A 21,252-nucleotide genomic window follows, 5' to 3' on the forward strand; every position below is an offset into this window, starting at 1 on the left:
TTGTGACAGCCAAACCCGCGCCAGAGAGTGCCACCCTGATTGCCAATGCTGTAGTCGAGAGCGTGCAGTATCAGGGGCGCAAAGCCAGCCGTCAGGGCAGTGAGCAACGGCGCCAGGCCATTCTCGATGCTGCCATGCGTATTATTGTGCGTGACGGTGTGCGTGCCGTTCGTCACCGTGCAGTGGCGGCGGAGGCCGATGTGCCCTTGTCGGCGACGACCTACTACTTCAAAGACATCAACGACCTGATCACTGACACCTTTGCCCAGTTTGTCGAGCGCAGTGCTGCGCACATGGGGCAGTTCTGGAGTGGTACCGAAGGCTTGCTGCGCGAGCAGGTAAGCCGTCTGGATGGTAGCGCCGAGGCGCGTCGTCGCCTGGCCAATGAAATCGCCCGCTTGGCCGTGGAATATGTGCGCCAACAATTACTTACGCGACGCGAGTATCTGCTGGCCGAACAGGCCTTCCAGCAGGAAGCACTGCTCAACCCGCGATTGCATGGTTTGCTGCGGGCTCATCGGCAGATTCTGCTGCAAGGCGTGACGCACTTCTTCGAGGTGCTGGGCTCGCAGCAGGCCGAACAGGATGCCAAGCTATTGACGGCGATTATTGTGCGCATGGAGTATCAGGGGCTGCTCGATGGTATCGACCATCTGGACAGTGAAGATATGTTGGCCATGCTTAAACGTTATATGCATCTGGTACTGGGCCTCTGACAGACTTGTCGGCCCGCTCAATCCGTTCACAAGGAGAGCTGAATGAACGCCTGGCGCGCGCTGCTTGCCGTGTCCTTTCTGTTACTGGGTGGCTGTCTGGTGACCTTCAAGGACCCGATACCGGCCAATGAAGCAGCCCCAATCCCCCTGCTTGGCGAGTGGTCGCGTAAGAACGAGTGGGGTGAGCAGCTTTACCTGCAGATCACCCGCGCCGGTTCCAACGTGTACAAGGCGCGGGCCTATGTCGACAGCCTGGATAACCTCGACAGCGTTGAGGAATATGGTTTTACCGTGGCTCATCATGGTCGCCGCTGGTATCTGTCAGCCGGTCTGCCGAAACGTATGGGGGCCAACTTTGCTATCGCCGGCTTTGAGCTGACCACCGGTAATGAACTGGTTATTTACAACCTGGATGTCGACCGGATTCTCCAGGAGTTGGAGCTGGGCACGCTTGAGGGCGAAGTGATTGCGGCCGCGGAAGGCGATGGTGTGTTGATCAGCAGCCCGCTGGAGCAGGTGTTCGGTTACCTCGATGATCAGGCCAACTCGGATGTTTTTATCGAAGTGGCGCGTTATCAGCGCGCGGGTGATTAATGATGAACAGCCATACCGGTTTGGACGGCTATCAACTAATCGTACGTGCTCTGTCTGACCGGATTGTTGAGGCGCAGACGCCCATCCGTGTCCTTGATGCGGTGAAGTGGGACGACTCGATCCGCAGTGAGTTTCTCAAGCACAAGGGCAAGCAGCTGCCCAAAGTAGAGCGTGGTTATTACGCCAGTCGGCCCCTGGCGTTCGATGCTGCCGCAAAGAAACTGGAGTTCCAGAACATCGAGCGGGATATCACTCGCCAGCTCGGTCAGTTCAATCCGGTCGGGCAGATCATGCGGCGTATGTGTCGCGAGTACCGCATGGTTATCCGCATGCTCGAGGCACGCGGCACCGAGGATTTCGGCATGATCAGCCAGGAACTGTATGGCGCGGCTTCCGATGCCTTCCATGCCGGCGACCCGACACTGGCCGACCTGGGCATGATGTTTTCCGACTTTCTCAACAACATCGACAAACGTGGCGACCTCAAGGACGAGGCCAAGAACCTCAGCGCCAAAGATGCGGTCAACCTGCTGCAGCAGCGCCTGAACAAGGTGTTTGGTGAGGCGGAGAGCACCATTCGCGTGTTCGAGTCCGACGGTATCCTCGCTGACGCTGCCGCCGGTGCTGACTACATCAAGATTCGCAGCGACGCGATGTTTAACGAGCGCGATGTGCGCGCCCTGGAAGTGCATGAGGGCCTGGTGCATGTGGCTACCACCCTAAATGGGCTGAATCAGCCGATCTGCACCTTTCTGGCTAAGGGCCCGCCCTCATCCACCGTGACCCAGGAGGGGCTGGCGATTTTGATGGAAGTGATCACCTTCGCCTCTTATCCAACCCGTTTGCGCAAACTGACCAACCGCACCCGTGCCATCCATATGGCCGAGGAGGGCGCAGATTTCCTGCAGGTCTTCGATTTCTACCGCGAGCAGGGTTTTACCCAGGAAGACAGCTACAGCAACGCCAACCGGGTGTTTCGCGGTTCGACCCCCAATGGCTTGCCTTTCACCAAGGACCTGTCCTACCTGAAAGGCTTTATCATGATTTACAACTACATCCAGTTGGCCGTGCGCAAAGGCAAACTGGAACAGATCCCGCTGCTGTTCTGTGGCAAGACCACCCTGGAAGACATGCGCACCCTGCGCAAACTGGTGGATGAAGGGCTGGTTGTTGCGCCCAAGTACCTGCCACCGCAGTTCAGTGACCTCAACTCGCTGTCGGCCTGGATGTGCTTCTCCAACTTCCTCAATCATCTGAGTCTTGATCGGATCGAAGCCGACTACGCCAACATCCTCTAGGCGCTACTGCGCTCGGGTATGCAGCGTTGCGCACGACCTTCGCTCGTGACGCGCCTAACCCTTTAAATAGACGATTCGTAGCCCGGATGAAGTCCGGGGAGCCTTCACCGAGTCGTCGCCTAATTGCCAGGAGCCAATATGCCCAGCCATCAACTCGATTACGAAATCCTCGGCGCCAGCGCGCAGAGCGTGGAGGTCATTCTCGATCCGGGCGAAACGGTGATCGCCGAAGCCGGAGTGATGAACTACATGACTGACGGCATTCGCTTTGAAACGCGCATGGGTGATGGTGCCGCCAGCGGCGTGCTGGGTAAATTGTGGAGTGCCGGAAAACGCATGCTCACTGGGGAGTCGCTGTTTATGACGCACTTCTCCAATGCCGGTAAAACCCAGGCGCGGGTGGCGTTTGCCGCGCCTTATCCCGGCACCGTGGTGCCGATTCAGTTGGCTGAGCATGGCGGTACGCTGATTTGCCAGAAAGACGCCTTTCTCTGCGCCGCCTACGGCACGGCGGTGGGCATCAGTTTCAACAAGCGTCTGGGGGCCGGTTTCTTTGGCGGCGAAGGCTTTATCCTGCAAAAGCTCGAAGGCGACGGCCTGGCCTTTGTGCATGCCGGCGGCACGGTGATTCGCAAGCAACTGAACAACGAAACTTTGCGTCTGGACACTGGCTGCCTGGTGGCCTTTACCCAGGGCATTGAATATGACATTGCCCTGGCCGGTGGCCTGAAAAGCATGCTGTTCGGTGGCGAAGGTATCCTGCTGGCCACGCTCAAGGGCACGGGCACCGTATGGGTGCAGAGCCTGCCGTTCTCGCGGCTGGCCGAGCGCATCTATGAGGCCACGTTCAAGGCCCGCGAAGAAGTCCGCGCCGGCGGCAAGTGATGCGGCAATCTGGGGCTTTGCAGGCGCATGGGTTTGTAGCAAGCTGCGCCGCCTGTTGCTCAGCCCGCCAACCGATAACTCCGAGAGCCCGTCATGAGTGAAGTAAATCCTATCCCGCTGATCCTCACCGCTATTGGCAGCATCTGCGCCACGGTGGCTGTGCTCGGTTACTACGGCTACCTGCATGTGGCCAAGCCGGAAGATGCCCTGCTGCTGGCCGAGTTCACCATGCTCAAGACCGTACCGGGCGAGGACTACAAGGTCTCGGTCAAACCCGCTAGCCAGGTCGCCCAGTGCATCGATGGCGTGCTGGTGCTGTTTGATCTGGAGCAGAAGGGCCTTAGTGGTGTACTGGTCGATCAGCGCAAACAGGCTGTGCGCTGCAACCCGGCTCAGTAACGCTTAGCTCGCGCGGCTCTGCTGTTCGTTGAGGCGCTGCAGATGCCGGCGCGACAGCGCGAGGAAGCGTGGTGTCAGGCCGATGTCTTCATACAACGGATCACCGTGTTCATCGGTGGCCACCACTTTACTGCCCCTGACGTAGGGCAGGCTGGCTTCCAGCTCGTCCAGTGCGGCACCCAGTAACTCTCCGAGCAGTTCCTCCACGTGATGTTTGGGGTACATCTCCTGCAATGCTGCCAGGCGTGCAGCGGTTTCCAGGTCGAGTCGTATTTGATAGGGCGTGACGCTCAGGCGCCCGCGGGCGTTTTCCTGCCAGTGCTGAACAAGCTCGCGAATCTTCATGATGACCTCATCTCTGTTCCGTATTCGCCCAGTAAGTCTGGGCCAGGCTTGCTTAACTGAGACTAGTGCCTGCTCCGGTCCGTGCGGCAAAAGCGTCGCGCACTTGTAAGAAGTTGGCGCGCTGGGCACTCTGAATGCAGGATCAGTGGAGGCAATAGTCATGGCAGAAATCGACGCGCGCCTGCGCGAGGACGTTCACCAACTCGGCGAGCTCCTGGGTAACACCATCAGCCTGCAACACGGTGCAGCTTTTCTCGACAAGATTGAGCGTATTCGCAAGGGCGCCAAGGCCTCGCGCCGCGGCTCCTCACAGGGCGCTGAGCAACTCAGTGCAACCCTGAACCAGCTGGATGATGACGAACTGCTGCCAGTGGCGCGGGCATTCAACCAGTTCCTTAATCTGGCCAATATTGCCGAGCAGTACCATCGCGTGCGGCGCCGCGCGCCGGGTGAGCCGGAGCCGTTTGAGGACAATATCCTCGCAGAACTGCTGCAGCGGCTATCCAGCAACGGCCACAAGGGCGAGGCGCTGGCTCGCCAGTTTGGTCGCCTGGATATTGAGCTGGTGCTGACCGCGCACCCCACCGAAGTGGCGCGGCGCACGCTGATCCAGAAATACGATGCGATGGCCGAACAGCTGGCCGCCGGCGACCACAGCGACCTCTCGGCAGGCGAGCGTGAGCAGGTCAAACAGCGCCTGCAACGGCTGATTGCCGAAGCCTGGCATACCGAGGAAATCCGCCGCAGCCGGCCGAGTCCGGTGGATGAAGCCAAATGGGGCTTTGCGGTGATCGAGCATTCGCTCTGGCATGCCATCCCTAATGTGCTGCGCAAGGCCGATCAGGTGCTGCACAGCGCCACTGGGTTGCACCTGCCGCTGGATGCTGCGCCGATTCGTTTTGCCTCCTGGATGGGCGGTGACCGTGACGGCAACCCGAATGTCACGTCCGCTGTCACCCGCGAAGTGCTGCTGCTGGCGCGCTGGATGGCGGCGGATTTGTATTTGCGCGATGTCGATAATCTGGCTGCCGAGTTGTCCATGCAACAGGCCAGCCCGGCATTATTGGCGCGGGTAGGCGAGAGCGCCGAGCCCTATCGCAGCCTGCTCAAGCAACTGCGTGAGCGCCTGCGCACCACCCGCAGCTGGGCTCAGGCGGCTCTGCATGAGCAGATCCCAGCACCTGCAGCCGTGTTGCAGGACAACCGTGAGCTGCTGGAGCCACTGACCCTGTGCTACCAGTCGCTGCATGAATGCGGCATGGGCGTGATTGCTGATGGCCCGCTGCTCGATTGCTTGCGCCGCGCGGCGACCTTTGGCCTGTTCCTGGCGCGTCTGGATGTGCGGCAGGACTCCAGCCGCCACGCCGCCGCCATGAGCGAAATCACCGATTACCTCGGTCTGGGGCGCTACGCCGAGTGGGATGAAGAGGCGCGCCTGGTGTTTTTGCTGAAAGAGCTGGAGAACCGCCGGCCGCTGCTGCCGGGGCATTTCAAACCTAGCGGGGAAACTGAGGAGGTGCTGGCCACCTGTCGTGAAGTAGCGCGGGCGCCGGCGGCATCACTGGGTTCCTACGTGATTTCCATGGCCGGTGCGGCTTCCGATGTGCTGGCGGTGCAGCTGTTGCTCAAGGAAGCCGGGTTGCAACGGCCGATGCGCGTGGTGCCATTGTTCGAAACCCTGGCCGATCTGGACAACGCCGGCCCGGTGATCAGCCGGTTGCTGGCGCTGCATGGCTATCGTGCGCGCTTGCATGGGCCGCAGGAGGTGATGATCGGTTACTCCGACTCGGCCAAGGACGCCGGCACCACCGCAGCAGCCTGGGCGCAGTACCGTGCCCAGGAGACCCTGGTGCAGGCGTGCCGCGAGCAGGATGTCGAGTTACTGTTGTTCCACGGCCGCGGCGGCACGGTGGGGCGCGGCGGTGGTCCGGCCCATGCGGCGATTCTGTCGCAGCCGCCGGGCTCGGTGATGGGGCGTTTCCGCACCACCGAGCAGGGTGAAATGATTCGTTTCAAATTCGGCCTGCCGGATATCGCCGAACAGAACCTCAATCTTTATCTAGCGGCGGTGCTGGAAGCCACCTTGTTGCCGCCGCCCAGTCCGGAGCCGGCCTGGCGCGAGCTGATGGACAAACTGGCCAGCGATGGCGTCAGTGCCTACCGCGCGGTGGTGCGCGAGCATCCGCAGTTTGTCGCCTATTTCCGCCAGGCAACGCCGGAGCAGGAGCTGGGTCGATTGCCGCTGGGTAGCCGTCCGGCCAAGCGCCGTGAGGGCGGTGTCGAGAGCCTACGGGCGATTCCATGGATTTTCGCCTGGACGCAAACGCGCCTGATGCTGCCTGCCTGGCTGGGTTGGGAGGCGGCGCTGGGCAACGCTTTTCAGCGCGGCGAAGGCGAGTTGCTCGGGCAAATGCGTGAGCACTGGCCGTTCTTCCGCACCCGTATCGACATGCTCGAGATGGTGCTGGCCAAGGCCGACGAGTCCATCGCCTTGCTGTATGACCAGCGCCTGGTCGAGTCGGCCCTGCAGCCGCTGGGGGCGCATCTGCGCGGCCTATTGTCGCAGGCAGTGGTCGCGGTGCTGGGGCTGACCGGTCAGTCGCAGCTGCTGGCGCACAGTCCGGAAACCCTGGAGTCGATCAGTGTGCGCAACACCTACCTGGATCCGTTGCACCTGCTCCAGGCCGAACTGCTGGCGCGTTCACGGTCACGTGATAATCAGGCTGACAGCCCTCTGGAACAGGCTCTGCTGGTCAGTGTGGCGGGTATCGCGGCTGGGTTGCGCAACACGGGTTGAGGCGCATAGCCGGGCATGCCAGCGTGTGGCGCAGCAGGCCCGGCAAGTCACTGGCAGCGCTGCCTGGGGCTTACCTTGCTCATGGGCGTATCCGACTTTCGGTGGCTTGTGCGCTATGGGTGTGCTGTGTATCTTGAGCGGCCTTTCGGCACTCTGGCCCATGCTGGCAGCGTTGCCCGGACAATTCTGAGATTGGCCCCACGAGGCGAGTCCGACGATTTTTACTTAAATCTTGAGGAGCACATCGATGCGCGTGATTCTGCTGGGGGCGCCCGGTGCCGGTAAAGGTACCCAAGCTGGTTTCATCACCAAGAAATTTGGCATTCCGCAAATCTCCACGGGTGACATGCTGCGTGCGGCCGTGAAAGCGGGCACCGAGCTTGGCCTCAAAGCCAAAAGCGTGATGGACAGCGGTGGCCTGGTGTCTGATGACCTGATCATCAACCTGGTCAAAGAGCGCATTGCTCAAGCAGATTGCGTTAACGGCTTTCTCTTCGACGGCTTTCCACGCACCATTCCTCAGGCTGAAGCCCTGAAAGAAGCGGGCGTGGTCATCGACAATGTGGTTGAGATCGCTGTTGACGACGAAGAAATTGTCGGTCGCATTGCTGGTCGCCGTGTGCACGAGGCCAGCGGTCGCGTCTACCACATCGTCTACAACCCGCCGAAAGTCGAAGGCAAGGACGATGCGACCGGCGAAGATCTGGTGCAGCGCAAGGACGACACCGAAGAAACCGTGCGTCATCGCCTGTCTGTCTACCATTCGCAGACCAAGCCGCTGGTAGATTTCTACCAGAAACTCGCCGCCGCTGAAGGCACGCCGAAGTACAGTGCCATCGCTGGCGTTGGGTCGGTCGACGAGATCACTGCTAAGGTGCTCGCTGCGCTCAGTTAAGCCTTGCTGCAGTCAGTCAACGGCCCGCTTATGCGGGCCGTTGTCGTTTCTGCGCTTGGCGCGCGGGACTCGCTGAGCGTCGTTCATAGAACAGTAACCTTGCTCGCCTGAGTTAGCATCCGATTGGTCTATACCAGGCTGAAGGGGTAGACATCAAGCCTTGACTCAAACTAAGGAAGAGAGCGCGTCCAATGACCGAGAAAACAGCAAAGAGTGCCATCTGGTTGGGCCTTGCATTAGCACTGGTGGGGAGTCCTGCAGCTTTTGCCGACTCTGCAGTGAAGCCCAAGACCGATTGCAGTGTTGCCGAGTTCACCATGGGCCTGCGTTTCCAGCAGCAATCGGCGGAAGTTCAGGCCCTGCAGTTACAGGCCTACAACATCGCTACCCTGAAATTGGATGCGGCGGTGGCGGCGGCGAAAGATCCGTCCAAGCTGGCCATTGTCACCGACTTGGATGAAACCGTCATTGATAACAGCGCGCTGCTGGCGCGTGATCTGGCCAACTGTCACACCTATGACGCCTGGGACACCTGGCTGCCTTGGGAGCGTGACGGTACCCCCGCGCTGATTCCGGGGGCGAAGCAATTTCTTGAGCATGCCGACAAGCTTGGGGTGACCATTCGCTACATCTCCGATCGCGCCGATAAGCAGAAGAAGTACACCCTGGCCACGCTGAGCAAGCTGGGGTTGCCGCAGATTTCCGAAGACAGCGTGCTACTGCTGGGTCCACCCAAGGTGGAGCGTCGCGCTATCGTCAGTGCTGATCATCAGATCGTGCTGCTGCTGGGCGACACCCTGCATGACTTCGATGCGCGTTTCCGCAAGACGCCACTGGCCGATCAGCGTGCCACTGTCGCTGCTGAAGCCGGTAAGTGGGGCACCGAGTGGATCGTCTTCCCTAATGCCAGCTACGGTACCTGGTCCAAGGCGCCGCTACAGGGTTGGGACGCCAAGACCGTGATCGAGGCCTGGTAAGTCCGGCTGTTCAGGCTGCAGCGGGCCGGATCCGGCTCGCTGCAGCCGCTTGGCGCAAACATTTTGACGGTATTACAGGCGCGAGCGGCAGTGATTGCGCTGGAAAAAAATGCCTCAAGCCGGTCTAATGCCCGTCCATTTTGTCACCTGTCCGAATGCAATGACCACTCTCCTGGCCCTGGATACCGCCACCGAAGCCTGCTCTGTTGCGCTGCTGCATAACGGCCAGGTGCTCAGTCATTACGAAGTCATTCCGCGCCTGCATGCTCAGCGTCTACTGCCGATGATCAAGCAGCTGCTGGCGGATGCTGAGGTATCGCTTTCAGCGCTCGATGCGATTGCCTTTGGCCGTGGTCCGGGCGCCTTTACCGGTGTGCGGATTGCCATTGGTGTGGTGCAGGGCCTGGCCTTTGCGTTGGAGCGCCCGGTGCTGCCGGTGTCCAACCTGGCCGTGCTGGCGCAGCGCAGCCTGCGTGAACACGGCGTCCAGCAGGTGGCTGCAGCCATCGATGCGCGCATGGATGAAGTCTATTGGGGTTGCTACCGCGCGGAGCAGGGCGAAATGCGCCTAGCCGGTATCGAAGCCGTAGTGGCACCCGAGCGGGCCGGACTGCCGCGTGATGCGGCGGGCGACTGGTTCGGTGCGGGTACGGGCTGGGGAACCTTTGCTGCACGCCTCCCGGTTGCAGTCAGTGGGCAGGATGCAGCCATGCTGCCACACGCCGAAGACCTGCTCAGTCTGGCGCGCTTTGCCTGGGCCCGTGGTGAAGCAGTGGGCGCAGATCAGGCACAGCCTGTTTACCTGCGTGATCAGGTGGCCACGCCGAAAACGGCGGTCTGAGGCTGGCCTCGGCGGCGCCTTCTGTCGTGCTTATTGCCGCGTGGCGGTTGCTTGATTGCCAAGCTGCCCGGCTGGGGCTAAATTGCCATCACCTATGTCCATCATTGGCCAAGTAGCCGAGCAGTAATTGATGCGTATCGACGGTTTTACTTCCTCCTATTCGCCAGACCGCAGTGCCCGCCCGGGCTCTGCGGTTACGCCATTTCGCGAAGCGCAGCGCGAAGTTGAGGAGCGTCGTGAGCAGCCAACGGCACCCGCCAGCACCCAGGGCCTAGAAACCATTGCTCAACCGCGCCGGGTTGAGGCCAGCAATGCCAGCAGCGACAACCTGCCATCGCGCTTGCAAGACCAGCTGTACCAGCCGCCGCTGAACAACCGCGCCGCCCAGGCCTTGGCCAGCTACAGCACCACCGCCAGTTTCGCCAGCGAGACGGATGCCCAGCAGGTTATGGGCCTCGACTTCTACGCCTAAGAAGCCCCTTGCGAAACTACTGCACTTGGCCACGCCGCGTTGATATCAGTCTCGTCGTGCTCATGCACCACTCGTACACTGCGCTCCCTCAGCCGATCTCGCCTTGCCTGGTCTTCGTTCGCTACCTTTGCCAACGGTCTGCAAACTAATGTTGCCTTACTACCTCGGTTGCCCGTCATGGAGCGAGCCCGCCTGGCGCGGCTCCTTGTATCCAGAGGGCAGTCGCAATACCGATTTTCTGCCGTTGTATGCGCAGGTGTTCAATGCTGTTGAGGGCAACACCACCTTCTACGCCGCGCCTTCTGTTGAGACTGTGGCGCGTTGGGCCGAGCGCATGCCAGCGCATCTGCGTTTTTGCGCCAAGCTGCCGCGAGAGATCAGCCATAACGGCGATCTGCGAGACCAGCTGAGCGCCGCCGAGGATTTCCGCCGCTTGCTGGCTCCGCTGGGTAAGCGGGTTGCGCCGTTCTGGCTGCAGCTGCCGGCAAGCTTCGGTCCGCAGCGGTTGGCTGAACTGCGTGCTTTTATCGAGCCCTGGCAGGGCGCGGAATTGGCTGTCGAGGTCCGTCATTCAGCGTTCTTTGCCAAGGGCGAGGAGGAGCGTAGCCTCAATCGTCTGCTACATGGACGTGGTATCGAGCGCATCTGCCTGGATTCGCGGGCGCTGTTCAGCTGTGTGTCCATGGCACCGGCGGTGTTGCATGCGCAGGCCAAGAAGCCGCGCCTGCCGCTGCGGCCAACGGCCTTTAGCCAGGCCCCGCAGCTGCGCTTTATTGGCCATCCCGAGCTGCTGGCCAATGATCCGTTTATGGCACCCTGGTTGGACAAGGTGGCGAGCTGGATTGAAGAGGGGCGTACACCCTACGTCTTTCTGCACACCTCGGACAACCGCCTAGCGCCACAGCTGGCGCAGCGTTTTCATCAGCAGCTGATGCGGCGTTTGCCAGGCTTGCCTGCATTGTCGGCAGTGCAGGCAGAAGAGTCGGTCGAGCAGCTGGGTCTGCTCTGAACCGGTTTAAACACATCGCTGCGGGTCGCTGATCAGCGTTGCGCGAGCAGCAGGTCTGCAGCCTGACCGCTGCGGCCGTCGGCGAATTCGAAGCGGCCGAGTTGGGCGATTTCGTCGTAGGCACCCAGGGCTATCTTCACGTCGCGTGCGTGCAGGTCGATGGCGCTGACGCCGGCCTGACTTAGCGACAGGCTCGACTGCCGGCCCTGAGCATCGAAACGCAGCAAGCTCAGGCGCTCGAAGATCGCATCCTGGCTGTCGATGCGGCCATCACCGTTGCCATCGTATTTGCGCAGTTCGGCAAAGCCGTTGGCAGCCCCATTCTGGTCGCCGAACAACTCACGACCATTATCAATGCGGCTGTTGCCGTTGCGGTCATAGGCGAGTAGGGCGTCGTCACCGGTGGGCACGCTGATCTGGTCGAGCGTGCTGTCGGCATCCAGGTCGAAACGCACCGAGCGGTTGATGCCGCTGGTGCTGAAGCCGTTGCCGGCCAGATCAAGCACCAGTGGGTCGGTTTTCTGCGGTTCTGCGTTGATACTGACGTTCAGCTCCAGTTCGCGTTGGGCAGCCAGTGCCTGAAAATCGCTGGCCTGGGCGGTGATGGCGGGCGGTTCGCTGGGCGTTTCCGGTCGGCTGGCAGGCGCTTCGGCCTCCACCTCATCGGGCATCAGGGTGCGCCGCAGAATCTGGTAATCCAGCGAGGCGCGCTTGCCTTCATCCAGCGTCTCGCTGATCGAGCTGGTGTTGGCGGCCGATGGCGTGGCGCTGCGTGGGGCGGAAATTACATCGAACATGACGAACTCGGTGCGGCTGGATGCTGCCGGGTCTGGCAAAATGCCGCTCAAGCAGGTTGTCGGCCGCTGCAACGGTCAATTGAGTAATTTTTGAGCACATTTTCTGATGAGTGATGAGCGGCTAATAGCCAGAATTCGTATGCAGGCCCTGGCTCCCCATCTGCAGGCGGCGGCTGAAGCCTGGGCCGCGCGTCTGGGTTTACCGCTGGACGGCGACAGCGAGTTCGCCATGCAGCTGGGCGAGGGCGGCTTGCAGCTGGTGGCGCTGGGCCCGCAGGCGCCGGGGCCGGTCAAAGTGGATTTTGTTGAAGGTGCGGTGGCGCATCGCCGGTTATTCGGTGGTGGCAGCGGGCAGATGATCGCCAAGGCGGTGGGGGTGCAGGCCGGGGTGCGCCCGACGGTGCTGGATGCCACGGCTGGCCTGGGGCGAGATGCCTTTGTGCTGGCCAGTCTGGGTTGCCGCATGACCTTGATCGAGCGTCAACCGCTGATTGCTGCGCTGCTGGAAGATGGCCTGGCGCGTGCTGCACTGGACCGCGATGTGGCGCCGATTGCCGCGCAGATGCAGCTGTTCAATGGCAATGCCATCGAACTGATGCGCGCCTGGCAGGGCGAGTCGCCGCAGGTGATTTACCTCGATCCGATGTTCCCGCACCGCGACAAGAGTGCGCTGGTAAAGAAAGAGATGCGCTTGTTCCGGCCGTTTGTCGGCGATGATCTGGATGCCCCGGCGCTGCTGGACGCAGCGTTGGCGCTGGCCAGCCATCGCGTGGTGGTCAAGCGCCCGCGTAAGGCGCCGCTGATTGAGGGCGCCAAGCCGGGCTATGTCCTGGAAGGTAAATCCAGCCGCTACGACATCTACCCGAAGAAGAAGCTGCAAGTCGCCAGCGAGTAACGCTGGCGCCGCCTTGCGTTAGTCGGCGCGGAAGGCACGCAGGAATACCTCGACCGCATCGCGCACATGCGCTTCGGCCTCGGCGCCTTGCAGCGCCTCACCGCAGCCGATCAGCAGGCGGAAGTTGGCGCCGCCCTTGATCAGGCAGAAGAACTGGTCCGCCGCGCTCAGTGGGTCGGGTACGCGCAATTTGCCGCTCTGGTCGGCCTGACGCAGCAGTTCTTCCATGCCATGCAGCACGCGCTGTGGGCCGGCGTCATAGAACACCCGCGAGAGCTTGGAATCCTGCGCGGCCAGGCTCACCATCACCCGATGCAGCTCCACCGACTCGCGGCTGTTGATCAGCAGGTTGAAGCCACGGCCGATGTTCAGCAACGCCTGCGCCAACGGCACCTCGTCGTCCAGCTCGAACAGCAGTTCGGGCAATTGCTCCTCACACTTGGATTTCACCGCTTCGGCAAACAGCTTCTCCTTGTCGGTGAAGTGGCTGTAAACCGTGAGCTTGGAAACCCCGGCTTCTGCGGCAATCGCATCCATACTGCTACCGTCATAGCCATTGCTGAGAAACAGGGTTTTCGCCGCTTCCAGAATGGCTTTGCGCTTGGCCAGATCTTTCGGGCGACCGGGGCCGTTGGTTGGCAACACTTTGTTTGGCATTGGTCGTTTTAATACTGGACTAGTGAGTTTGCTATTTTTACTATACCCGGCAGTATAAATATTCAAAAGCCTCCGCAAAGGTTAGTCATCATGTTTCGTCATGCCCTGTCTGTTGCTGTGCCTGCCAGTCTTATTCTGCTGCTCGCTGCCTGCGGCAATAGCGAGCCCGCTGCGGTTGCCGTGCGGCCGGCCATGGTGGTGCAGCCACAACTGGCTGGCGACCTGATGGATGCCTACCCCGGTGAGGTGCGTGCGCGCCTGGAGCCGGAGCTGGCGTTCCGCATTGGTGGCAAGGTGGCCAAGCGCCTGGTCGATGTCGGCTCGCGGGTGAAGAAGGATCAGCCCTTGGCCGAGCTGGACCCGCAAGACGTGCGTCTGCAGCTGGAAGCCATCCGTGCTCAGGTGGCAGCGGCCGAAGCCAATTTGCAACTGGTGCGCGCCGAGCGTGACCGCTACAAAACCCTGCTGGCGCGCAACTTGGTCAGCCGCTCGCAGTATGACAATTCCGAAAATACCTACCGCTCCGGGGAGGCGCGCCTGAAACAGGTGAAGGCCGAATTCAATGTGGCCAACAACCAAGCCGGTTATGCCGTGCTGCGCGCCTCCCAGGATGGCGTGGTGGCGCGGCGCATGGTCGAGGTCGGCCAGGTGGTCGCCGCTGGGCAGACTGTGTTCACCCTGGCCGCGGATGGCGAGCGTGAAGTGTTGATCAACCTGCCGGAGCAGGCCTTTGAACGCTTCAAGGTCGGTCAGGAAGTGGCGGTTGAGCTGTGGTCGCAGCCGGATCAGCGTTTCCCGGGGCGCATCCGTGAGATGTCGCCATCGGCCGACCCGCAATCGCGCACCTTCGCTGCTCGAGTGGCCTTTGTCGAAGGCAAGGTGCCGGCGGAGCTGGGCCAGAGCGCCCGTGTGTTTATTGCCCACAACGGTGATGTGCCGCTGGCCGTGCCGCTGTCGGCACTGACGGCGGAGAAGGGCCAGCCCTACGTCTGGGTAGTCGATCCGAAGGATTCAACCCTCAAACGCACCGATGTTCGCATCGGCGCTTATGGCGAAAAGACCGTGCCGGTACTCGAAGGCCTGCAGGCCACTGATTGGGTGGTGGCGGCCGGAGGACAGGTGCTGCGCGAAGGTCAGCAGGTGCGTCCGGTTGACCGCGATAACCGGGTTGTCCAGCTGACGGCCAAGGCCAACCTGGCGGTCGAGGAGTAAGCCTGATGGATTTCAACCTGTCCGCCTGGGCGTTGCGAAACCGCCAGATCGTCCTGTATCTCATGCTGTTGCTGGCTGTGGTGGGGGCTATTTCCTACACCAAGCTGGGCCAGAGCGAAGACCCGCCCTTCACTTTCAAGGCCATGGTGGTGCGCACCAACTGGCCGGGGGCGAGCGCCGAGGAAGTCTCGCGCCAGGTGACTGAGCGCATCGAAAAGAAGCTGATGGAAACCGGCGACTACGACAAGATCGTTTCGTTCTCGCGTCCCGGCGAGTCCCAGGTGACCTTTATCGCCCGTGATTCGATGCACTCCAAGGACATCCCCGAGCTGTTCTACCAGGTGCGCAAGAAGGTCAGCGACATTCGCCATACTTTGCCCCAGGGCATTCAGGGTCCGTTCTACAACGATGAGTTCGGCACGACCTTCGGCAATATCTACGCACTGACCGGTGAGGGTTTCGATTACGCCGTGCTCAAGGACTATGCCGACCGCATCCAGCTGCAGCTGCAGCGGGTCAAGGACGTCGGCAAGGTCGACCTGCTCGGGCTGCAGGACGAGAAGGTGTGGATCGAACTGTCCAACACCAAGCTGGCCACCCTCGGCCTGCCGCTGGCCGCGGTGCAACAGGCGCTGGAAGAGCAGAACGCGGTAGCGGCGGCGGGCTTCTTTGAAACGACCTCTGATCGCGTACAACTGCGCGTCACCGGGCGTTTTGAAACGGTCGAAGAAATCCGCAATTTCCCGATTCGCGTGGCCGACCGTACCTTCCGTATCGCCGATGTGGCCGAGGTTAAACGCGGTTTTAATGATCCCCCCGCACCGCGCATGCGCTACATGGGCGAAGACGCCATTGGCCTGGCTGTATCGATGAAAGCCGGTGGCGACATTCTGGTGCTGGGTGAGGCGCTGGAAGGCGAGTTCGCGCGCCTGCAGGAAACCCTGCCGGCCGGCATGCAGCTGAGCAAGGTCTCCGACCAGCCCGCAGCGGTGAAAACCGGGGTCGGCGAGTTCGTTCGCGTGCTCACCGAAGCGGTGATCATCGTGCTGCTGGTGAGCTTCTTCTCTCTTGGCCTGCGCACCGGTCTGGTGGTGGCGCTGTCGATTCCGCTGGTGTTGGCGATGACCTTTGCCGCCATGTACTACCTCGGCATTGGCCTACACAAGATTTCCCTTGGCGCACTGGTGCTGGCGCTGGGCCTGATGGTGGATGACGCGATCATTGCTGTGGAAATGATGGCGATCAAGATGGAGCAGGGCTACGACCGCATCAAGGCGGCCAGTTATGCTTGGAGCAGCACCGCCTTCCCCATGCTCACCGGCACCCTGATTACCGCCGCCGGCTTCCTGCCGATTGCCACCGCGCAGTCTGGCACCGGCGAATACACCCGCTCGATTTTCCAGGTGGTGGCGATTGCCTTGCTGGTCTCGTGGATCGCTGCCGTGGTGTTTGTGCCGTACCTCGGGGCCAAGCTGCTGCCCGATCTGGCCAAGCTGCATGCGGCCAAGCATGGCGGCAGCGCCGACGGGCACGATCCCTATGGCACGCCGTTCTATCGCCGCGTGCGCACGGCGGTAGAGTGGTGCGTACGCCGCCGTAAAACCGTGATCGTGCTGACTATCGCGCTGTTTGTCGGCTCCATTGTGCTGTTCCGCTTTGTGCCGCAGCAGTTCTTCCCGGCCTCCGGCCGCCTGGAACTGATGGTCGACCTCAAGCTCAGCGAGGGCGCCTCCCTAGCCGCCACCGAAGAGCAGGCCAAGCGTTTGGAGAAGTTGCTCAGTGGCCATGAAGGCATCGACAACTTCGTTGCCTACGTTGGTACCGGCTCGCCGCGCTTCTACCTGCCGCTGGACCAGCAACTGCCGGCCGCCAGCTTTGCCCAGTTTGTGGTATTGGCGAAAAGCATCGACGACCGCGAGAAGATCCGCACCTGGCTGATTGACGTGCTGCGAGAAGAGTTCCCGACCCTGCGCACCCGTATCTCGCGTCTGGAGAACGGCCCGCCCGTGGGCTATCCGGTGCAGTTCCGCGTTTCTGGTGAGCATATCGATGAGGTGCGTCAGCTGGCTCGTCAGGTGGCCGACAAAGTGCGTGAAAACAGCCACGTGACCAACGTGCACCTGGACTGGGAAGAGCCCAGCAAGGTGGTGCGCCTGAACATCGATCAGGAACGTGCCCGCGCCCTTGGTGTGAGTACCGCGGATCTGTCGCGCTTCCTGCAAAGCTCACTGACCGGCTCGCCGGTCAGTCAGTACCGCGAAGGCAACGAGCTGATCGAAATCCTCCTGCGTGGCACTGTGAGCGAACGTCAGGAGCTCAGCCTGCTGCCAAGTCTGGCGGTGCCGACCGACAATGGCCGCAGCGTGCCGCTGTCGCAGATCGCCACCCTGGAGTACGGCTTCGAGGAAGGCATCATCTGGCACCGCAACCGCCTGCCAACGGTCACCGTACGCGCCGACGTTTACGGCCAGGAACAGCCGGCCAGCCTGGTCAAACAGATTCTGCCAACCCTTGAACCGGTGCGTGCACAATTGCCGGACGGCTACCAGTTGGACGTCGGCGGCACCGTGGAGGATTCCAGCCGCGGGCAGAAGTCAGTCAACGCAGGTGTCCCGCTGTTTATCGTGGTGGTGCTGACCCTGTTGATGCTGCAGCTGAAGAGCTTCTCACGTTCGGCCATGGTGTTTCTCACCGCGCCGCTGGGGCTGATCGGCGTGACCCTGTTCTTGCTGATCTTCCGTCAGCCGTTCGGCTTCGTCGCCATGCTCGGTACTATCGCCCTGTCGGGGATGATCATGCGTAACTCGGTGATTCTGGTTGATCAAATCGAGCAGGACATCGCAGCCGGCATGGATCGTTGGCACGCGATCATCGAAGCCACCGTGCGGCGCTTCCGGCCTATCGTGCTGACCGCTCTGGCGGCGGTACTGGCAATGATTCCGCTGTCGCGCAGTGTGTTCTTTGGGCCGATGGCCGTCGCCATCATGGGGGGGCTGATCGTTGCTACCGCGCTGACCCTGCTGTTCCTGCCGGCATTGTATGCGGCATGGTTCCGAGTCAAGGAAGTGGAAGCGAAACCAGCCTGATTCGGCGGCAGACGATGTGAAAAGCCAGGCCCAGTGCCTGGCTTTTTTATGTCGTTCGGATCAGTCGTTTGCCGGTCTGCTGTCAAAAATATACAACTGCCAATGGTGTGGTGAGGCTGGTTTTTACTTCGATTACAGTCTGTTGCAGAGGTGTGTAGAGCGTTTCGTCGAATTATCTGCTTACGTTTCGTCGTTTTTGTTTGACATATTTTACGTATTTGCCAGACTGCGCGACCTTGATGGGCGCGTGCGCTACCCGTCATGAATGGTCATAACAAAAACCTGTAGCCCATCGTTCCGTCCTGCGCAGTCTGTGCGGGCCATGCATGCGGTGGGCTGACGTCTTTGGAACGGGAAAGCATGCTGATCTGGTTCGTTGCGCTCTACCTGCTGGTGACTGTCGCCATCGGTTTCTATGCCTCCACCCGGGTGCACAACACCCGCGATTTCGCCTCCGGTGGCCGTAGCATGGGCTTCCCCATCGTCGCTGCCATGGTTTTCGCCACCTGGTTCGGCTCCGAGGCGGTACTGGGTATCCCCGCCACCTTTCTTGAAGAAGGCTTTGCCGGCATTGTCGAAGATCCGTTCGGCTCCTTCGGCTGCCTGTTCCTGGTCGGCCTGATCATCGCTCGCCCGCTGTACCGGATGAACCTGCTGACCATCGGCGACTACTTCAAGAAGCGCTACGGCTCGCAGGTTGAACTGATCATCAGCCTGGTCATCGTCATGTCCTATCTGGGCTGGATCGCCGCGCAGCTGATTGCGCTGGGCCTGGTGTTCAACGTCATCTCCGACGGCAGCATCAGTACCACCCAGGGCATGTTCCTCGGCACCTTTATCGTGCTGCTGTACACCCTGTTCGGGGGCATGTGGTCGATTGCTCTGACCGACTTTTTCCAGATGATCATCATCGTGGTCGGCTTGATCTACCTGGTCTGGCTGTTCAGCGACATGGCCGGTGGCGCCGATCTGGTGATCAGCAAGGCCGCCAGCGATGGCAAATTCACCTTTATGCATGCCTTCGAGCCCAAGGACATCGTTGCCTTTATCGGTGCGGCGGTGACCATGATGCTCGGCTCCATCCCGCAGCAGGACGTGTACCAGCGCGTGATGTCGGCCAAGAGCGAGAACATTGCGGCGCGTGCCTCGATGGCCGGCGCAGTGTTCTATCTGGGCTTCTGCATGCTGCCGATCTTCTTGGTGTACGCCGCCTCGATGATCGACCCGGCGCTGGTCGAGAAGTGGCTGACCGAAGACTCGCAGATGATTCTTCCGCTGCTGATCCTCGACAAGACGCCGCTGTTCGCCCAGATCATGTTCTTCGGTGCGCTGCTTTCGGCGATCATGTCCACCGCATCCGGCACTTTGCTTGCACCGTCGGTGACCTTGACCGAGAACGTGCTCAAGCGCTTTTTGCCGGTGCTTAACGACAAGCAGTTCCTGCTGCTGATGCGTGTCACCATCGTGTTCTGTGCGGCGTCGACCCTGAGCTTTGCCCTGTATTCGGATGCGAGCATCTACGAGATGGTCGGCAATGCCTACAAGGTGACCCTGGTGGCGGCTGTAGTCCCGTTGTTTGCCGGGTTGTTCTGGAAGCGTGCGACCACCCAGGGTGCGCTGGTTGCCATCGCCTTTGGCCTGGTGTCGTGGATCTACCTGGAATACACCTGGACTGAAGCCGCCTTCTGGCCGCCGCAACTGGCAGGCCTGCTGTTCAGCATGGCCGGTATGCTGATTGGTACGCTGCTGCCACAGTGGAGCCGTAATCACAACGGCACGCTGGTGGCGCAGGCGGAATAAGCCTGGCATTTTGCTGACAAAACCCCGCTGATTGGCGGGGTTTTGTTTTCCGGGTCTGACGAGGGCTGTCAGTCCGTTGTAGTGGTGTTGGCGCGAGCTTTGCTGTTTTTGGGCTGGGCTTTGTTTGCATCGCTTAATTGTTGATTGGGCGAACGGTTGGCACGCATCGCTCGCCCTGCAGGCCAGCCTGCTAGCTGTAGTTCGGACTCCTGATGGGCGTTTGGTGTCGTCTGCGAGATTGTGGGTAAGTGACAAAAAGGCCAAGCAAGGACCTTGTAGGGCGTGTGAAGCAGAGCGATACCCATGCGGTCGTTTGATTGTTTCATTGGCCGAATGATGAGACGGCTCAGCACCATTTCCAGACCAAGCTACCGACCAAGTTCATTCTGGCTGTGCTAGTCATCGCCGATGCTGTCTTCATGGTCTACCGCGCCTACGAACGCTACGAAACTGGCAAACAGACCGAGCAAGCTGCCGCGAACGCCCAGGCTGAAACCAGCCCCCCGACCGGCGTAGTCGATCAAGTGAAAACCTCGGTCGGCTTCCTCATCAACCCGGTCAACAACAAACTGTTGTGGCTCAATGATTCTGGACACCCCGATAGGGCGTTAAGCTTCGCCCAGCAATGAGGTGCTTACGTGACCAGAAGATCATTCAGTACAGATTTCAAACTCGAAGCAGCCGGCCTGGTTCTGGATCAAGGCTATTCAATTCCCGAAGCTTGCAAGTCGATGGGTGGAGCAACTGCGCAGTGAGCGTGGTGGCACAACCCCGCCGCGCAGCAAGGCCATGACTCCCGAGCAGAAACGCATACAAGACCTTGAGGCCCAGGTTCGGCGTTTGGAGCGGGAGAAAGAGATCCTAAAAAAGGCTACCGCTCTCTTGATGTCGGACTCCCTCGATCAATAAGCCTGATCGAGGCATTGGGCGAGCGGTATCCACGAGCCGAGCTGTGCCGCGTATTTGGCATACACCGCAGCAGTGTCTATGACGCCTGCAAGCGACGCCGCCGGATAGATCATCGGCGGATTGCATTGCGTCAGCTGGCCACTGAGCTTCATCTACAAAGTCGAGGCTCAGCTGGAGCAAGAACATTGTCAGCGGCGCTGCGGATACAGGGTGTCGCTGTGGGTCGTTTCCTTGCCGGACGCCTGATGAAAGAGGCTCGGCTGTTCAGTTCGCAATCGCGCAAGCATCGTTATCGCCGAGCTGATGGTGAAAATGCTATCGCGGCGAATGAGCTAGATCGGCAGTTCACAGTGAGCGGCCCTAACCAAGTGTGGTGCGGCGACGTGACCTACATCTGGGCGGGTAATCGCTGGATCTACCTGGCGGCGGTGATGGATCTGTATGCGCGCCGCATCGTGGGCTGGGCGCTATCCAATCGACCAGACTCGCAACTTACGACGCGCGCTTTGCGCGTGGCGTTTGAGTCCCGTGGTTGCCCGCAGCAACTGATGTTTCACTCAGACCAAGGCAGCCCTGGCTGCCACGGTCACTGTGATGAATCAGGCCACCCGTGCGATGCGGCTGACGGGCATACAGGGCTTGCTCCAGGGCATCCAGTACGAAGTCCG

General features: G+C 60.8%; 20 protein-coding genes and 1 pseudogene. 18 read left to right on the top strand and 3 right to left on the bottom strand.

Translation table 11 applies throughout. The features are described 5' to 3' along the window. The first annotated feature begins 2 nt into the window (after nucleotides 1-2). The 5 genes from DBR00_RS08255 (at nucleotide 3) to DBR00_RS08275 (ending at nucleotide 3,892) form a co-directional block, all read left to right on the top strand. Nucleotides 3-716, top strand: a complete 714-nt coding sequence (locus DBR00_RS08255) for a TetR/AcrR family transcriptional regulator (RefSeq protein ID WP_108486711.1) — start codon at nucleotides 3-5, stop codon at nucleotides 714-716. Nucleotides 717-758: 42 nt separating this feature from the next. Next, the gene (locus tag DBR00_RS08260) at nucleotides 759-1,310 is read left to right on the top strand and encodes a hypothetical protein (protein ID WP_108486712.1); all 552 of its coding nucleotides are present in this window, start codon (nucleotides 759-761) and stop codon (nucleotides 1,308-1,310) included. A gap of 2 nt (nucleotides 1,311-1,312) precedes the next feature. Next, nucleotides 1,313-2,608, top strand: coding sequence for a flavohemoglobin expression-modulating QEGLA motif protein (locus tag DBR00_RS08265; protein WP_108486713.1), 1,296 nt, complete (start codon nucleotides 1,313-1,315; stop codon nucleotides 2,606-2,608). Nucleotides 2,609-2,746: 138 nt separating this feature from the next. Beyond that, complete coding sequence (locus DBR00_RS08270; protein ID WP_108486714.1) at nucleotides 2,747-3,493, top strand: TIGR00266 family protein; 747 nt, start codon at nucleotides 2,747-2,749, stop codon at nucleotides 3,491-3,493. A gap of 93 nt (nucleotides 3,494-3,586) precedes the next feature. Then, nucleotides 3,587-3,892, top strand: coding sequence for a hypothetical protein (locus DBR00_RS08275; protein ID WP_108486715.1), 306 nt, complete (start codon nucleotides 3,587-3,589; stop codon nucleotides 3,890-3,892). A 3-nt stretch (nucleotides 3,893-3,895) separates the two neighbouring features. Here the strand turns inward: DBR00_RS08275 and DBR00_RS08280 are convergent, their stop codons facing one another. After that, on the bottom strand, nucleotides 3,896-4,237 hold the full coding sequence (locus DBR00_RS08280) for a pilin assembly protein (RefSeq protein WP_108486716.1): 342 nt from the start codon (nucleotides 4,235-4,237) through the stop codon (nucleotides 3,896-3,898). A gap of 160 nt (nucleotides 4,238-4,397) precedes the next feature. Here DBR00_RS08280 and ppc point away from each other — a divergent pair, with 160 nt between their 5' ends. The 6 genes from ppc (at nucleotide 4,398) to DBR00_RS08310 (ending at nucleotide 11,228) form a co-directional block, all read left to right on the top strand. Next, nucleotides 4,398-7,034 (top strand): phosphoenolpyruvate carboxylase, encoded by a 2,637-nt coding sequence (ppc, locus tag DBR00_RS08285; protein ID WP_108486717.1) that lies wholly within the window; start codon nucleotides 4,398-4,400, stop codon nucleotides 7,032-7,034. A 247-nt stretch (nucleotides 7,035-7,281) separates the two neighbouring features. Beyond that, nucleotides 7,282-7,929 carry an adenylate kinase gene (gene adk / locus DBR00_RS08290; RefSeq protein WP_108486718.1) on the top strand — a complete coding sequence of 216 codons (648 nt, stop codon included), beginning with the start codon at nucleotides 7,282-7,284 and terminating at the stop codon, nucleotides 7,927-7,929. A 191-nt stretch (nucleotides 7,930-8,120) separates the two neighbouring features. Further along, nucleotides 8,121-8,906 carry a 5'-nucleotidase, lipoprotein e(P4) family gene (locus DBR00_RS08295; protein WP_108486719.1) on the top strand — a complete coding sequence of 262 codons (786 nt, stop codon included), beginning with the start codon at nucleotides 8,121-8,123 and terminating at the stop codon, nucleotides 8,904-8,906. Between the two features lie 160 nt (nucleotides 8,907-9,066). After that, nucleotides 9,067-9,747, top strand: coding sequence for a tRNA (adenosine(37)-N6)-threonylcarbamoyltransferase complex dimerization subunit type 1 TsaB (tsaB, locus tag DBR00_RS08300; RefSeq protein ID WP_108486732.1), 681 nt, complete (start codon nucleotides 9,067-9,069; stop codon nucleotides 9,745-9,747). A 130-nt stretch (nucleotides 9,748-9,877) separates the two neighbouring features. Further along, nucleotides 9,878-10,219, top strand: a complete 342-nt coding sequence (locus tag DBR00_RS08305) for a hypothetical protein (protein ID WP_108486720.1) — start codon at nucleotides 9,878-9,880, stop codon at nucleotides 10,217-10,219. A gap of 148 nt (nucleotides 10,220-10,367) precedes the next feature. Further along, entirely contained in the window at nucleotides 10,368-11,228 is an 861-nt protein-coding gene (locus tag DBR00_RS08310; RefSeq protein ID WP_108486721.1) for a DUF72 domain-containing protein, read from the top strand. Nucleotides 11,229-11,260: 32 nt separating this feature from the next. Here DBR00_RS08310 and DBR00_RS08315 read toward each other — a convergent pair whose 3' ends face one another. Beyond that, entirely contained in the window at nucleotides 11,261-12,025 is a 765-nt protein-coding gene (locus DBR00_RS08315; protein WP_146180676.1) for a hypothetical protein, read from the bottom strand. A gap of 106 nt (nucleotides 12,026-12,131) precedes the next feature. Here DBR00_RS08315 and DBR00_RS08320 point away from each other — a divergent pair, with 106 nt between their 5' ends. Further along, nucleotides 12,132-12,920 (top strand): class I SAM-dependent methyltransferase, encoded by a 789-nt coding sequence (locus tag DBR00_RS08320; protein ID WP_108486723.1) that lies wholly within the window; start codon nucleotides 12,132-12,134, stop codon nucleotides 12,918-12,920. An 18-nt stretch (nucleotides 12,921-12,938) separates the two neighbouring features. Here DBR00_RS08320 and DBR00_RS08325 read toward each other — a convergent pair whose 3' ends face one another. Continuing rightward, nucleotides 12,939-13,577 carry a TetR/AcrR family transcriptional regulator gene (locus tag DBR00_RS08325; RefSeq protein WP_108486724.1) on the bottom strand — a complete coding sequence of 213 codons (639 nt, stop codon included), beginning with the start codon at nucleotides 13,575-13,577 and terminating at the stop codon, nucleotides 12,939-12,941. 90 nt (nucleotides 13,578-13,667) lie between these two features. On the opposite strand from DBR00_RS08325, the gene DBR00_RS08330 reads away from it, so the two are divergent. The 6 genes and pseudogenes from DBR00_RS08330 to DBR00_RS21425 all read left to right on the top strand — a co-directional run. Further along, nucleotides 13,668-14,789 (top strand): efflux RND transporter periplasmic adaptor subunit, encoded by a 1,122-nt coding sequence (locus DBR00_RS08330; RefSeq protein WP_108486725.1) that lies wholly within the window; start codon nucleotides 13,668-13,670, stop codon nucleotides 14,787-14,789. A 5-nt stretch (nucleotides 14,790-14,794) separates the two neighbouring features. After that, complete coding sequence (locus DBR00_RS08335; protein WP_108486726.1) at nucleotides 14,795-17,875, top strand: efflux RND transporter permease subunit; 3,081 nt, start codon at nucleotides 14,795-14,797, stop codon at nucleotides 17,873-17,875. A 360-nt stretch (nucleotides 17,876-18,235) separates the two neighbouring features. Continuing rightward, nucleotides 18,236-19,675, top strand: coding sequence for a sodium:solute symporter family protein (locus DBR00_RS08340; RefSeq protein WP_108486727.1), 1,440 nt, complete (start codon nucleotides 18,236-18,238; stop codon nucleotides 19,673-19,675). A 317-nt stretch (nucleotides 19,676-19,992) separates the two neighbouring features. Continuing rightward, on the top strand, nucleotides 19,993-20,304 hold the full coding sequence (locus DBR00_RS08345; RefSeq protein ID WP_108486728.1) for a hypothetical protein: 312 nt from the start codon (nucleotides 19,993-19,995) through the stop codon (nucleotides 20,302-20,304). Nucleotides 20,305-20,313: 9 nt separating this feature from the next. Next, nucleotides 20,314-20,430, top strand: coding sequence for a transposase (locus tag DBR00_RS21420; RefSeq protein ID WP_371920626.1), 117 nt, complete (start codon nucleotides 20,314-20,316; stop codon nucleotides 20,428-20,430). A 168-nt stretch (nucleotides 20,431-20,598) separates the two neighbouring features. Continuing rightward, nucleotides 20,599-21,105 (top strand): annotated as a pseudogene (locus DBR00_RS21425) (DDE-type integrase/transposase/recombinase); the annotation flags it as partial. Nucleotides 21,106-21,252 lie beyond the last annotated feature (147 nt).

The sequence above is a fragment of the Pseudomonas sp. HMWF032 genome (assembly GCF_003060885.1).
GTDB lineage: Bacteria > Pseudomonadota > Gammaproteobacteria > Pseudomonadales > Pseudomonadaceae > Aquipseudomonas.

Bases quoted from the DNA above. Each gene is read 5' to 3' on its own strand.
- DBR00_RS08260 (WP_108486712.1), top strand. From the start codon at position 759: ATGAACGCCTGGCGCGCGCTGCTTGCCGTGTCCTTTCTGTTACTGGGT.
- DBR00_RS08265 (WP_108486713.1), top strand. From the start codon at position 1,313: ATGAACAGCCATACCGGTTTGGACGGCTATCAACTAATCGTACGTGCT.
- DBR00_RS08270 (WP_108486714.1), top strand. From the start codon at position 2,747: ATGCCCAGCCATCAACTCGATTACGAAATCCTCGGCGCCAGCGCGCAG.
- DBR00_RS08275 (WP_108486715.1), top strand. From the start codon at position 3,587: ATGAGTGAAGTAAATCCTATCCCGCTGATCCTCACCGCTATTGGCAGC.
- DBR00_RS08280 (WP_108486716.1), bottom strand. From the start codon at position 4,237: ATGAAGATTCGCGAGCTTGTTCAGCACTGGCAGGAAAACGCCCGCGGG.
- ppc (WP_108486717.1), top strand. From the start codon at position 4,398: ATGGCAGAAATCGACGCGCGCCTGCGCGAGGACGTTCACCAACTCGGC.
- adk (WP_108486718.1), top strand. From the start codon at position 7,282: ATGCGCGTGATTCTGCTGGGGGCGCCCGGTGCCGGTAAAGGTACCCAA.
- DBR00_RS08295 (WP_108486719.1), top strand. From the start codon at position 8,121: ATGACCGAGAAAACAGCAAAGAGTGCCATCTGGTTGGGCCTTGCATTA.
- tsaB (WP_108486732.1), top strand. From the start codon at position 9,067: ATGACCACTCTCCTGGCCCTGGATACCGCCACCGAAGCCTGCTCTGTT.
- DBR00_RS08305 (WP_108486720.1), top strand. From the start codon at position 9,878: ATGCGTATCGACGGTTTTACTTCCTCCTATTCGCCAGACCGCAGTGCC.
- DBR00_RS08310 (WP_108486721.1), top strand. From the start codon at position 10,368: ATGTTGCCTTACTACCTCGGTTGCCCGTCATGGAGCGAGCCCGCCTGG.
- DBR00_RS08315 (WP_146180676.1), bottom strand. From the start codon at position 12,025: ATGTTCGATGTAATTTCCGCCCCACGCAGCGCCACGCCATCGGCCGCC.
- DBR00_RS08320 (WP_108486723.1), top strand. From the start codon at position 12,132: ATGAGTGATGAGCGGCTAATAGCCAGAATTCGTATGCAGGCCCTGGCT.
- DBR00_RS08325 (WP_108486724.1), bottom strand. From the start codon at position 13,577: ATGCCAAACAAAGTGTTGCCAACCAACGGCCCCGGTCGCCCGAAAGAT.
- DBR00_RS08330 (WP_108486725.1), top strand. From the start codon at position 13,668: ATGTTTCGTCATGCCCTGTCTGTTGCTGTGCCTGCCAGTCTTATTCTG.
- DBR00_RS08335 (WP_108486726.1), top strand. From the start codon at position 14,795: ATGGATTTCAACCTGTCCGCCTGGGCGTTGCGAAACCGCCAGATCGTC.
- DBR00_RS08340 (WP_108486727.1), top strand. From the start codon at position 18,236: ATGCTGATCTGGTTCGTTGCGCTCTACCTGCTGGTGACTGTCGCCATC.